Origin of the sequence: Actinocorallia aurantiaca, assembly GCF_039533685.1 — a bacterium.
Lineage (GTDB): Bacteria > Actinomycetota > Actinomycetes > Streptosporangiales > Streptosporangiaceae > Actinocorallia > Actinocorallia aurantiaca.
In genome coordinates this window covers 430,839-442,800 of record NZ_BAAATZ010000012.1, presented here as the reverse complement: position 1 = coordinate 442,800, position 11,962 = coordinate 430,839, and the positions used below count along the sequence as shown (strand labels likewise).

Sequence of the window (11,962 nt, the reverse complement as noted above, 5' to 3'; positions counted from 1 at the left end):
CTTGTCGTTCAGGCGGAGTTCAGCGTGTGCGGCCTCGGACCAGGTAGTCCACGACGAGGCCGATGACGATCAAGCCGCTGATGATGTTGACGACGATGCCGTACCAGGTGTCGCCGAACATGAAGCTCGCGATGACGTTGACGGCCAGGGTCAGGCCGAGGAGGACCCAGCGGAGGGAGTTGCTCATGATTTCGCCTTTCAGGGGATTTGCGGGGAGGTGTGGCGGCGCAGCATGGTCCGCGCCGGGATGACGATGGCGGCGGCGCCGGAACCGGCCACGCCGAGGAGGAGAAGGGCGGCGCTCGCGGGGTCCGCCTGGGGGAGCGGGAGCCCGGTGACCGCGGTGGCGAGGGCCGTGAGCGTCACGGCGGCGATGAGGGAGCCGATGACGGCGCCGGTGCCCAGGACGATGACGGCCTCCAGGCGCAGCATCCGCAGGACCTGCCGCCGCGTCGCGCCGACCAGGCGGAGCAGGGCGAACTCGCGCCGCCGGGCCGCCGTCGCCAGGGCGAGCGTCGTGACCAGGCCGATGACGATGAAACCGGCGATCATCGCGACGACCAGCAGGCTGACGAACCCCTGGAGCCGGAGCTCCCGCGAGAGGTCGGCGCCGAACGCGGCGCGGTCCAGCACCCGGACGCCGGAGTAGGCGGCGGCGACCGGCCGGAGGTCGGCGTCCCCGCGGACGAGGACGTGGTCGTCCAGGTTCGTGGCGGAGTGCGCGGCGACGAGATCGTGCGGCAAGAGCACGTCGCCGAAGCCGAGGCCCCGCTCGTACACCGCGACCAGGCGGAGTTCGACGCGGGTCCCGTCGCCGAGCCAGAGCGGGACCGCCGAGCCGATGCGGAAGCCATCGGCGGCGTCCCGGCTGAGGGCGACCGTGTCGCCGCGCAGGTCGTCGAGCCGACCGGCGGACGGCTTCGGGTCCATGGTCGCCGCGGCGTCCGCGCCGACACCCTGGGCGTTCAGGGACCTGAGGGCCCCCTCGCCCATTTCCCGGACGGTCATGACCACGGTGGTGCGCTTGACCGGTGTGACGGCCGTGACGCCGGGCACGCGCCGGACGGCCTCCGCGGCTTCCCGCGGGAGCCCCGGCCCGGACGACACCAGGATCTGGTCCGCACGGTTCCCGTCCGCCGCCTGCACGGTCGTCGCGTGGGCGATCGTGGACTGCGCGAACAGCTGCGTCCCGGCGAAGGCGATGGCCAGCGCGACCGGGGTGATGACCGACCCGGCACGCAGGGCGGCCGAGGAGCTCGCGTGCTGGGCCATCCTCCCGGCGACCGGTGACACCAGCCGGACCGCGCGGCCCAGCACCCGGTTGCCGAGCAGCGCCGCCGCCGGACCGAGCAGGGCGGTCGCGATGATCAGGGAGAGGACCAGGCCGCCGACGGAGGCGACGGCGGTGGCTCCGGAGGTCGTGACGGATGCGCCGAGCGTGCTCAGGCCCAGGGCGAGGAACACCGCTCCGGAGGCGACGCGCCAGCGGGGCAGGACGGCGGATTCGACCGCGCTCTCGCCCAGCGCCTCGACGGGACGGATCCGCGACAGGCGCAGGGACGCCACCAGCGCGGTGAGGATCGCGACGAGCAGCGTGACGGCGAACGCGGCCAGCGCGGGCAGGGGACTGATCGACAGCCCGAAGCCCGCCGGAAGGACGCCCCTGTCGACCATCGCCGTGTGCATCCAGGCGCCGAGCGCGAGCGATCCGAGACCGCCGAGGAGGGCGGCGGGCACTCCGGCGTTCCGCGTCTCGCGCATCAGCTGCAGACGCACCTGCCAGGGCGTCGCCCCGACCGCCCGGAGCAGCGCGAACTCGCGTGCGCGCTCCCGGACCGACAGGACGATCAGCCCGCCCACGACCAGCAGCGCCGTCATGAGGGCGCCCCCGCCGAGCGACGCGCCCAGCTCCAGGACGTCCCGCCGGGCGGAGGCCACGGACAGGTCCTCGGCGTCGCCGCGCGCCGGGCCGGTGGCCACGGTGAGGCCGGGCGCGGCCTGGCGCAGGGCGTCCGCGTCCACCCCGCCGTCGGCGAGCACCGCGAGGACGTCGGCCTGACCGGGGCGGCCGTACAGCGCCGCCGCCGTCTCGGGGGTGAAGAACGCCGCGTCGGGACCGGCCGAGACCAGCCCGGCGACCCGGTACGGCTGCGGCGTCCCGTTGACCTGCAACCGGACGACCCCGCCCGGTGCGACGCCCGCCGACCGGCTCAGGACGACCTCGTCCGCCTCCCGCGGAGGCCGTCCGGCGCTCAGCTCATAGGGGCGGAGGACCGCCGAGGCCCAGCCGTGGCCGGTCATCGACCGTCCCGAGTCCGCGAGGACGGGGAACGACACGTCGGCGATCACGTCCTCGACGCCGGGGACGGCGCGCAGCCGGTCGGCCGTCGAGAGGGGGACGCGGGCGCGCTCGGTCAGCGGCCGGGTCTGCTTCGCCGGCCCGTCGCCGAGCTGCTCCACCCGTGTCTCGACGCTCTGGGGCCCCGTCACGACGGCGGCGGCCGCTCCGAACCGCTCGACCGGGGCGTGCGCCCGCCACGCCGACTCCAGCAGCACCCCGCACGCCCCGACGAGCATCGAGGCGAACGCCAGCGCCACGAACACGCCGGTGAAAGCACCCTTCTTCACAGCGCCTCCCACCGGGCGGCCACGGCGGCGGCGGAGGGACCGGCCAGTTCGTCGACGATCCGTCCTTCGTCGAGGAAGAGGACGGAGTCGGCCCAGGCGGCGGCCATCGGGTCGTGGGTCACCAGGACGAGCGTCTGGCCGGTCGCGTCGACCGTCTCGCGCAGCAGCCGCAGGACGTCGCGGGCCGTGCGGGGGTCCAGCGCGCCCGTCGGCTCGTCCGCGAAGACGACCTCGGGCCGGGTCACCAGGGCGCGGGCCAGGGCGGCGCGCTGCTGCTGGCCGCCAGACAGCTCGGACGGGCGGTGCCGCAGCCGGTCGGACAGCCCGACGCGGCGCACCACCTCCGCCAGCCAGGCGGGTTCGGCCGCCGCGCCGCCGAGCCGGATCGGGAGCGTGATGTTCTGCTCGACGTCCATGGACGGGATCAGGTTGAAATCCTGGAAGACGTAGCCGACCCGTTCCCGGCGCAACCGCGTCCGCTTGGTCTCGCTGAGCCGGCCGATGTCCACGCCGCCGATCCGGACGGTGCCCGCCGTGGGCCGGTCGAGACCGGACGCGCAGTGCAGGAAGGTGCTCTTGCCCGACCCGGACGGCCCCATGACGGCGGTGAACCCGCCGCGCGGGAACGTCCACGTGACACCGTCCAGCGCCCGGACGGAACCGTAGGTCCTGGTGACCGCGTCCAGGCTGACCGCCTGTGCGGTCGCCTCGGCCGTCATGGTCATGATCCTCCTCCATCGACGTTGCCTCTCACCTGGTCGAATCTAGGTTTCGGAGGCTCTGGGCACATGGGCGCGCGCTCCCGAATCGATGGTGTAGCGGGCTACACCGTCCATCTGGGTGCGGACCGGGCTGCGGGAGCGCCGACACCCCCTTACGGTGGACGGCGAGGTGAGCATGAACCACGAGACGACGCTGAAGAAGACGCTGGGACGCAGCGCGGACGCCACGGGCGATCTGGTCTCGGGTCTGCGCACGGCTCTGCCCGCGATGCTCGGCCTCGCGCCGCTGGCGGCGGTCCTGGTGCTGATGTTCGTCGCCCTGCCGTGGCTGCCGGAGGCCGTGAAGCCGATGCGGAGGCTCGCGAACGCCGAACGGCGACGGGCCGGGCGGATCCTGGGCCGCGAGATCCCCGAGCCGTACCGGCCGTCGCGGGCGTCCGAGCTGGAGCAGGGCATCACGATCGTGCGGAACCCGACCTTCTGGCGGGACGCCGCCTGGATGGCGGTGCACGGGCTCACCGGCCTGGCCGCGGCCTTTCTCGCGGTGGGGGTGTGGGCGGGGATCCCGTTCACCCTGTCGCTGCCGCTGTGGTGGTGGGCGGCGCCCGAAGGCTCCCAGGCCGCGTTCATCACCCTGGACAGCTGGCCGAAGGCGTTGACGATGCCGTTCGTCCAAGGGGTCTTCTACGTCCTCATCCTGGTGTGGTTGGTGCCGCGGCTCGCGCGCTGGCAGGCCCGGCTCGCCGAGGCGCTGCTGCGGCCCAGCAGCCGGACCAGCCTCGCCGAACGGGTCGAGCGGCTCGCCGAGACCCGCGCCGAAGCGCTGGAGGCGCACGGCGCGGAGCTCCGCCGCATCGAACGGGACCTGCACGACGGCACCCAGGCGCAGCTCGTCGCCGTCGCGCTGCGCCTCGGGCTGGCCGACCGCCGCTTCGCCACCGACCCGGACGCCGCCCGCGCCCTCTTCCTGGACGCCAGGGACGGCATCGAGGAGGCCCTCACCCAGCTGCGGACCGTGATCCGCGGCATCTACCCGCCGATCCTGTCCGACCGGGGCCTGGCCGGGGCCCTGCGCGCCCTCGCCGCCGGGCAGCCCATCCCCGTCGAGGCCTCGTTCGACGAGGGGCGGGTGCCCGCGGCGGTCGAGGCCGCCGCCTACTTCGTCGTCGCCGAGGCCCTCACCAACATCGCCAAGCACAGCGGCGCCGCCCGCGCGTCCGTCACCGTCCGACGCGAGACGGACCGGCTGCGGATCATCGTGCGGGATGATGGCAAGGGAGGGGCCGACGAAGGCGGCGGCAGCGGCCTGGCGGGCATCCGCCGCCGGGTGGCGGCGTTCGACGGGACCACCCGCCTGGACAGCCCGGACGGGGAAGGGACGACGCTCGAAGTGGAACTGCCTTGCGGATCGTGATCGCCGAGGACAACGTCCTCCTGCGCGAGGGGCTCGTCCTGCTCCTGAACTCCGAGGGCCACGAGGTCGTCGCCGTCGCGGGCACCGGCCCCGAGGTGCTTCCGGCCCTGCTGGAGCACCGACCCGACGCCGCCGTCCTGGACGTCCGGCTGCCGCCGGGGTTCCGCGACGAGGGGCTGCGCGCCGCGATCCAGGCGCGCAAGGCGCTGCCGGGCCTGCCCGTGCTGGTCCTGTCGCAGTACGTCGAGGAGACCTACGCCGCCGAGCTGCTCGCCGGGGGCGCCGAGGGCGTCGGCTACCTGCTCAAGGACAGGGTGAGCCGGGTCGACGAGTTCCTGGACGCCCTCGGCCGCGTCGCGGGGGGCGGCACCGCCCTGGACCCGGAGGTCGTCTCCCAGCTGATGACCTCCCGCCGCGACCCCCTCCGGGAGCTCACCCCGCGCGAACGCGAAGTGCTCGGCCTGATGGCCCAGGGCCTGGACAACACCACCATCTCCACCACGCTGGTCATCACCGAACGTTCGGTCAGCAAGCACATCGGCGCCGTGTTCGCCAAGCTCGGCCTCCCGCCCACCGACAGCGGCCACCGCCGCGTCCTCGCCGTCCTGGCCTATCTCAACTCCTGACGGCCGGGGAGGTGCCGGACGCCGCTCAGCGGCCTCCCCGGCGGCGGCAGTCGTATACGAAGACCGCCGGGTCGGACATGGCGGCGTTCGGGGTGAGGACCTCGAGCTTCGCCCAGCCCGTGAAGTCGCGGCCGCCGACCCTCCAGACGCTCCGAGCCACGGGAAGGGTCTGCGGGCCGGTTCCGGCGAACCGCAGGGTGCCGACCGGGCCGGTCCTCCCGTCGCCGCGGACCCAGCGGTACGTCACGGTCACCGGGCCCCGGGAGGCCGAGACCGATCCGGAGAACGCGAAGGTGTAGCCCCTGTCGCAGCGGACGAAGCCGGACGAGGTGGCCGGGGTGACGGAAGCCGTTGCGGAGAGGGAGAGGGGCGGAGCCTGGGCGACGTAGACGACCACCTTGGAGCCGGCCTTGACGGTGGTCCTGGGGGGCGGGTCCGTTCCGAGGGCCGTGCCTTCCGCGACGCCCGTGTTCTCCCTGTCGACGCGTTCGGGGACGAGCCCGGCATCGCGCAGAGCCTGCGCGGCGGCCTCGTAGGAGGAACCCGCGACGCCCGGGACGAGGACGTTCTGCTCCCGTGGCGCCTGCGCGACGTACAAGGTCACCGAGGCGCCCGCCGGGACACTCGCACCGGCCTTCGGGTCGGTCGAGATGACCTGCCCCCGGGGGACGTCGGTGGTCTGGCGTGTCACGGCCACCGGATTCAGACCCGCGTCACGGATGGTCCGCGCGGCCTGGTCCTGCGGCATACGGGCCACGTTCGGGACGGGAACCGCGGTGTTCGCCGCGGCCTTCGCCACGCGGACCGTCACCTGCGAGCCCTTTTCGACCTCCGTACCGGCGCCCGGATCGGTGGAGAGCACTTCACCCGCAGCTGTCGCCTGTCCGTCGGGGACCTCCTGGTCCACTCGCCGGGGAGTCAGGCCGACGCCGCGGATGGCGGCCTCGGCTCTGGAGTAGGAGCTTCCCCGGACATCGGGAATGGCCACCGCGTTGACCGGTGTCCTCTGCGCGAGGATCAGCCCCACCAGGGCGTCGCGGCCGACGGTCGCCCCCGCCGGGGGATCGGTCTCGATCACCGTCCCGGGCTTCTGCGTCAGGGACTGCCTGAACATGACGTAGGGAACGAGTCCCGCAGCCCGCATCCCGTTCTCGGCGTCCGTCTGCGCGGCGCCGACGACGTCGGGGACGGTGACCGTCGCCGCCTCCGCCGCGAGGAGGGGCGACGACCCCGGCCTCACGGTGGACGGCTTTTCGCCGTCCGGGTCCCCGTCGGACAGCAGGAGGATCAGGCAGGCGATCAACCCGATGACCGAGCAGGCCAGGAGGATCTTCTTGTTCTTCCCCGAAAGCGGCCGGGCTTTCCCTCGCCGGTTCACGGTGGCGGCGATGACGGTCGGCGCGGTGTCCTCGACGGCCGGAGCAGGCTCGTCCTCGCCCGTCGGTGCGTCTCCCGGTGCTTCTTCGCCTTCCGGAAGAGAAGCCTCCGCTTCCTCCGGAAGAGAATTCTCCGCCTCCGACAGCTCGAGTACGGCGAGTTCCGCGACCGCCACCGCGAGGGACCGCTGTCCTCGCCGCTCCCAGTCCTCCCCGTACGCGGCCTCCGCGACGGCCTGAAGCTCCGCCGCGAACTCCGTCCCGTTCTCCGTGCGCTCCACGGGGTCCTTCGCGAGACCCCGCTGGAGCAGCCCGCGCACCTCTTCGGGAACTTCTTCGACCGGGATGGGGGCCTGAAGGTGCTGTTCCGTCAGCGTGGAAACCGAGGCCGCCCGGTACGGAGTACGCCCGGTCAGGCACTCGAAGAACACGGCCGCGGCCGCGTACACGTCCCCCGCGGACAGGACCAGCCCGTGCTGCCACCGTTCGGGCGGCATGTACGCGGGCGTGCCGCCGGCCTCGACCGGGGAGCCGGAGCGCGCCGCGATCCCGAAGCCGGTCAGGACGGCCACGCCGTCGGCGGTGACCAGCACCTTCTCGGGCCGGTGGTCCCGGTGCACCACCCCGGCCCCGTGCGCGGCGGACAGCCCGAGCAGCGAGCCCTTGAACACGGCCAGCGCCGCCTCGGGCTCCAGCGGGCCGCGCGCGGCGAGCAGTTCCCTCAGCGACACCCCGTCGACCAGGTCCATCACGACCGCGGCCCCGTCATCGGCCTCGACGTACTCCCGCACCCGGACGACGTGCTCGGACCGCATCCCGGCCAGGTGCGACGCGTCGCTCCGGAACTCCTCCCGGAACCGCTCGCTCCGTACCAGCTCGTCCGCCAGGTACTTCACCGCCACCAGGGTGTCGCCGTCCTCGTCCACCGCCATCACGACGCGTCCGGAGGCCCCCGACCCCAGCTCCCGCAGGTTCCGGTAGCCCGGAACCCGCCAACCCACCGCCAGATCCATCCGTGTTCCAGTCTCGGTCGCACCAGAATGAGCCGGTCACCGCGGTCGTGGCCGAACCACGAGCCCCCGACGGCGCCGGACGGTATTTCCGAGACCAGATCTAACCGTGGGCAGATAACGGACGGCTCTCGGCACGGCGCATGAGGCGGGCCCGGTTAGGGCGGTCGCGCGCCGGGGAGGCTGAGTCTCGTGGATCTCGAGGGAGCACTGCGGCGCAAGACGATGAAGGCCGGGCACCGGCTGCTCGTACTGGTGCTGGCCACCGTCGCGATCTGGGCGTTCTGGCAGGTGCGGACCGTGGCGATCCCCGTCCTGCTGGGCGTCTTCATCGCGTCCGTCACGGTCCCGCCGGCGAACGCGCTGATCCGGCGGGGGATGAACGGGGCGCTGGCCACGACCGTCGTCTGGCTCGGGATGGTCGCGGGCATCGCGCTCCTGGTGCTGCTGCTCGTCCCCGTCACCCAGGCGGGCATCTCGGACCTGGGCGCCAGCGTCGACCAGTTCGGCGTCACCCTCCAGGAGCTCGCGACCAAGGTGGGGCTGGGCGAGAGCCGCGTCGCCGACCTCACCGAGCAGGCCAGGCAGTGGGTGTCGGACGAGTCGGGACGGCTCGCGGGGGAGGCGCTCACCGGCGTCCGCACCACCGGCGAGATCGTCATCGGGGCGGTGCTCGCGCTCGTGCTGGCCATCTACTTCACCCACGGCGGGGCGCACCTCTTCGGCTGGCTCACGGACCTGGCCCCCGCCTCGGCCCGCGAGCCGATCCACTCGGGCGGGTCCGTCATCTTCCACGTCTTCGGCAGGTACGTGCGCGGCGTGGCGGTCGTCGGATTCGTCGACGGCTTCTTCATCGGCCTCGCCCTGTGGATCCTCGACGTCCCGCTGGCGATCCCGCTGGCCTTCCTGACCTGGATCGGCGCCTTCCTGCCGATCGTGGGCGCGTTCCTGGCCGGGCTCCTGGCCGCGATCGTCGCGTTCGTGGCCAAGGGCTGGCTCGTCGCGCTGATCGTCGTCGCCGTCACCATCGCCATCCAGCAGCTCGAAGGCCACATCCTGGCCCCGCAGATCTACGGCCGCGCCCTGGACCTGCCCGCGCCCGTCATCCTCGTCGCCATCGCCCTGGGCAGCACCCTCGCGGGCATCGCCGGAGCCTTCCTGGCCGCGCCCCTGGTCTCGGCCGCCGTGGCGCTCCTCCAGCACCGCAGCCCGCCCCCGGAGCCGGGCGGAGCCCCTCCGAAGACCCTCGGAGACACCGGGGACGCTCCCGCGAAGAACTGACGGCGTTCTTCTCTGCCGCCGGTGCCCACCAGGGCGTCCGCAGTCGTTTCCTCGACGGCCGGGACGGCTAGGCGACCGCCTGGAACCGCGTCCTGCGCGACCGCGAGCCGCCGAAGCTCCGCCGCCTCTTCGCTGGAACCCGGTGGTCTGTCCGGTCCGCCGGGATAAGAGCCGCCTTTTCTGGGTATTCCGGGTGATCGTGGACTTTTGTAAGAACTCATGGGACCGGGGGCCGCGTTGAGCATGACGGAGACCCACGTCGACTCCGAATTCGATCGGGCGCTGCGGCTGGCCGAACGCTCCTGCACACCGGGCGTCTACGACGCCGACCTCGACGACGGCTGGTTCATAGGCGGGGCCCTGCACGGCGGCTACCTGATGGCGCTGTGCGCCAACGCCCTGCGCCACAGGCTCCCCGACCACCCCGACCCCCTGACGATCAGCGCCTTCTTCCTCTCGGGAGGACGCCCGGGGCCGGCCACCGTGACCACCGAGGTGATCCGCCGAGGCCGCTCCCTCTCCCACGCCGCGGTCCGCCTCAGCCAGCAGGAGGACGACGGCCGCGTGGAGCGCCTCCGCGCCACCGCCGCCTTCCACGACCAGGACGCGGCCGGCGGCGCGTTCGTGTGCAGCCCGCCTCCCGCCCCCATGCCGCCGCCCGACGACTGCCCCCCGATGCCCCGCCACCTCGACCGCACGGACCTCTTCGACCGCCTCGACTTCCGCGTGGACCCGTCGACCCTCGGCTGGCACGCCGGCGAGCCCTCCCGGCAGGGCAGGATGGGCGGCTGGGTCCGCATGGCCGACGGCCGCGACCCCGACCCGCTCATGCTCCTGGTCGCCCTGGACGCGCTGCCCCCCGTCACCCTCGACTTCGGCCTGGACGGCTACGCCCCCACCATCGAGCTCACCGCCCATCTGCGGGCCCGCCCCGTCCCCGGCTGGATCCGCGTCCAGCACACCACCCGCGTCCTGGCGGGCGGCTACCTGGAGGAGGACGCCGAAGCCTGGGACGAGTCCGGCCGCCTCGTGGCCCAGTCCCGTCAACTCGTCCGAGCTCCCCGGACCTGATCCGCCCGGAGGTCTTCGGCGGTCTGCCCCCGGCCCGGGACGGGCCACCGCCCGTCTCGTAGCCCGGCCCCGCCAACTCGTCCGAGCCCCCGGACCTGACCTTCCCGGGAGATTCTCGATGGCCCGACCCCGCCCGGGGCGGGCCATCATCCGTCCCGGAGTGCGGCGTGCGACGCGGCCGGGGGATTTGACATTGACGTAGCGTCAACGTTTCTCATGGGGGCATGCGGATCGGCGAACTCGCCGCGCTGGTCGGGGTGTCGACCCGGACGGTGCGGCATTACCACCGGCTGGGGCTGCTGCCCGAGCCCGAGCGGCTGCACAACGGGTACCGGGAGTACCGGCTGCGGGACGCGGTGCTGCTGGCGCGGATCAGGAGGCTGGCCGAGCTGGGGCTGTCCCTGGACGAGATCGGCGCGGTGACGGCCGGGGACCGCGGGCGGGAGCTGCGCGAGGTGCTGCTGGAGCTCGACGCCGACCTCGCGCGCCAGCAGGAGGTCATCGCGGCGCGGCGGGAGCGGCTGGCCCTGCTGCTGGCGGAGGCGGAGGTGCATCCCGACTCGGCGGTGTCGGCCGAACTGGCGGCGGTCCTGCGGGACCTTCCGGCCGAGGGGTCGGAGTTCGCCCGGCTGGACCGGGAGATGCTGGCGCTGGTCGACACGGCCGCCGACGCGCGGCAGCGGGCGGAGTGGGCGGAGATGCTGAAACCGCTCACCACTCCCGAGGCGCTGGCCCGCGGGCATGAGCTGTACCGGCGGCTCGACGAACTGGGCGAGGCCGGCCCGGACGATCCCCGGGTCGCCGCGCTGGCGGCCGACCTGGCCGGGCACCTGCCGGAGGAGATGGCGGCGGCGATGACCGCGAACGCGGACCCGTCCGAGGAGCGGTCCTGGCAGTGGCTGGAAGAACTGTCCGTCGAAGTGACCCCCGCGCAGGCCGAGGTGTTCCGGCTGCTCGTCGCGGCCCTGCTGAAGGAGAAGAAGTGACGCTCCGGCTCGCCCGTACCGTGCTCTACGCGGTCGTCCCCGCCGAGGTGCTGGTGGTGGTCCTGCTCGTCTCAGGAGTCTCCCTTCCGCCGCAGCTGATCGCGGTGGTCGAGGTTTTGGTGCTCCTCGCGCTCGCCGTCGAGTTCGCGGCCGCCGTCCCGCTCTACCGGGCCGCGCGCCGCGCAGGAGCGGGACGGCGTACGGCGGCGCGTGCCGTCTACGAAGGGCTGGTGCCCGTCCAGGTCCGACGGCTCGTGGGCTTCGACCTGAAGGGGATGAGGAGCCTCGCCCTGTGGGCGGCCCGCCGCCGCGACGTGCCTTCGGGGGCCGTCCCGGTCGGGTACTCGGCGGAGCAGACGACGACCATGCTGATGTTCCTGTTCGCGATGCTCGTGGAACTGGTCGGCGTCGAGTTCCTGCTGCAGGCCCTGGACTGGCCTCCGCCCCTGCGCGCGCTGGTCTTCGTGGTCGACCTCTACTCGGTGCTCATCGTGCTCGCGGTGATCGCGGCCTGCGTCACCCGGCCCCACCTCGTCTCCTCCGGCGAGCTCCGCCTGCGCTACGGCGTCTTCTTCGACCTGAGCGTCCCGCGCGAGCTGATCTCGTCCGTCCGCACGGCCCGCAACTACGACGAGAAACGCCTGGTGACGCTGGAGGACGGCCTGATGGCGCTGGCCGTCGGCTCCCAGACCAACGTGATCGTCGAACTGTCCGCACCCGTCACCGTCACCCGCCCCCTGGGCCGCCGGGGCCGGGCGGCCACCCTCCGCTTCCTCGCCGACGACCCGGCCGCCGCCGTCCGGGCCCTCCGGTCCATCCAGGACAGGGAGTCCAGCCCGATCTGAACG

10 protein-coding genes are annotated in these 11,962 nt (G+C 73.4%); 6 read left to right on the top strand and 4 right to left on the bottom strand.

What is annotated here, in order from left to right; translation table 11 throughout:
• Nucleotides 1–19: 19 nt before the first annotated feature.
• The 3 genes from ABD327_RS17170 to ABD327_RS17160 are packed head-to-tail and all read right to left on the bottom strand — an operon-like array spanning nucleotide 20 to nucleotide 3,353.
• A complete protein-coding gene (locus ABD327_RS17170; RefSeq protein WP_344451409.1) occupies nucleotides 20–187 on the bottom strand; it encodes a hypothetical protein in 168 nt (55 codons plus the stop codon).
• 11 nt (nucleotides 188–198) lie between these two features.
• On the bottom strand, nucleotides 199–2,628 hold the full coding sequence (locus ABD327_RS17165; protein ID WP_344451408.1) for an ABC transporter permease: 2,430 nt from the start codon (nucleotides 2,626–2,628) through the stop codon (nucleotides 199–201).
• On the bottom strand, nucleotides 2,625–3,353 hold the full coding sequence (locus tag ABD327_RS17160) for an ABC transporter ATP-binding protein (RefSeq protein ID WP_425547132.1): 729 nt from the start codon (nucleotides 3,351–3,353) through the stop codon (nucleotides 2,625–2,627). Before ABD327_RS17160 ends, ABD327_RS17165 begins: the two co-directional genes overlap by 4 nt.
• 172 nt (nucleotides 3,354–3,525) lie before the next feature.
• Between ABD327_RS17160 and ABD327_RS17155 the strand changes: the two genes are divergently transcribed.
• Both ABD327_RS17155 and ABD327_RS17150 read left to right on the top strand, forming a co-directional pair.
• Nucleotides 3,526–4,764, top strand: coding sequence for a sensor histidine kinase (locus ABD327_RS17155; RefSeq protein ID WP_344451407.1), 1,239 nt, complete (start codon nucleotides 3,526–3,528; stop codon nucleotides 4,762–4,764).
• Entirely contained in the window at nucleotides 4,752–5,390 is a 639-nt protein-coding gene (locus ABD327_RS17150) for a response regulator (RefSeq protein ID WP_344451406.1), read from the top strand. The genes ABD327_RS17155 and ABD327_RS17150 overlap by 13 nt, the downstream gene beginning before the upstream one ends.
• 25 nt (nucleotides 5,391–5,415) lie before the next feature.
• Here the strand turns inward: ABD327_RS17150 and ABD327_RS17145 are convergent, their stop codons facing one another.
• Nucleotides 5,416–7,779, bottom strand: a complete 2,364-nt coding sequence (locus tag ABD327_RS17145) for a PASTA domain-containing protein (protein WP_344451405.1) — start codon at nucleotides 7,777–7,779, stop codon at nucleotides 5,416–5,418.
• Nucleotides 7,780–7,968: 189 nt separating this feature from the next.
• On the opposite strand from ABD327_RS17145, the gene ABD327_RS17140 reads away from it, so the two are divergent.
• From ABD327_RS17140 to ABD327_RS17125, 4 genes are all read left to right on the top strand, one after another.
• On the top strand, nucleotides 7,969–9,057 hold the full coding sequence (locus ABD327_RS17140; protein WP_344451404.1) for an AI-2E family transporter: 1,089 nt from the start codon (nucleotides 7,969–7,971) through the stop codon (nucleotides 9,055–9,057).
• 243 nt (nucleotides 9,058–9,300) lie between these two features.
• Entirely contained in the window at nucleotides 9,301–10,128 is an 828-nt protein-coding gene (locus ABD327_RS17135) for a thioesterase family protein (RefSeq protein WP_344451403.1), read from the top strand.
• Between the two features lie 224 nt (nucleotides 10,129–10,352).
• Nucleotides 10,353–11,114, top strand: a complete 762-nt coding sequence (locus ABD327_RS17130) for a MerR family transcriptional regulator (RefSeq protein WP_344451402.1) — start codon at nucleotides 10,353–10,355, stop codon at nucleotides 11,112–11,114.
• A complete protein-coding gene (locus ABD327_RS17125; RefSeq protein ID WP_344451401.1) occupies nucleotides 11,111–11,959 on the top strand; it encodes a hypothetical protein in 849 nt (282 codons plus the stop codon). The genes ABD327_RS17130 and ABD327_RS17125 overlap by 4 nt, the downstream gene beginning before the upstream one ends.
• The last annotated feature ends 3 nt before the right edge of the window (nucleotides 11,960–11,962 follow it).

Excerpts from the sequence above, each read along its gene's own strand:
- ABD327_RS17160 (WP_425547132.1), bottom strand. The coding sequence starts at position 3,353 with ATGACCATGACGGCCGAGGCGACCGCACAGGCGGTCAGCCTGGACGCG.
- ABD327_RS17155 (WP_344451407.1), top strand. The coding sequence starts at position 3,526 with ATGAACCACGAGACGACGCTGAAGAAGACGCTGGGACGCAGCGCGGAC.
- ABD327_RS17130 (WP_344451402.1), top strand. The coding sequence starts at position 10,353 with ATGCGGATCGGCGAACTCGCCGCGCTGGTCGGGGTGTCGACCCGGACG.
- ABD327_RS17145 (WP_344451405.1), bottom strand. The coding sequence starts at position 7,779 with ATGGATCTGGCGGTGGGTTGGCGGGTTCCGGGCTACCGGAACCTGCGG.
- ABD327_RS17170 (WP_344451409.1), bottom strand. The coding sequence starts at position 187 with ATGAGCAACTCCCTCCGCTGGGTCCTCCTCGGCCTGACCCTGGCCGTC.
- ABD327_RS17135 (WP_344451403.1), top strand. The coding sequence starts at position 9,301 with ATGACGGAGACCCACGTCGACTCCGAATTCGATCGGGCGCTGCGGCTG.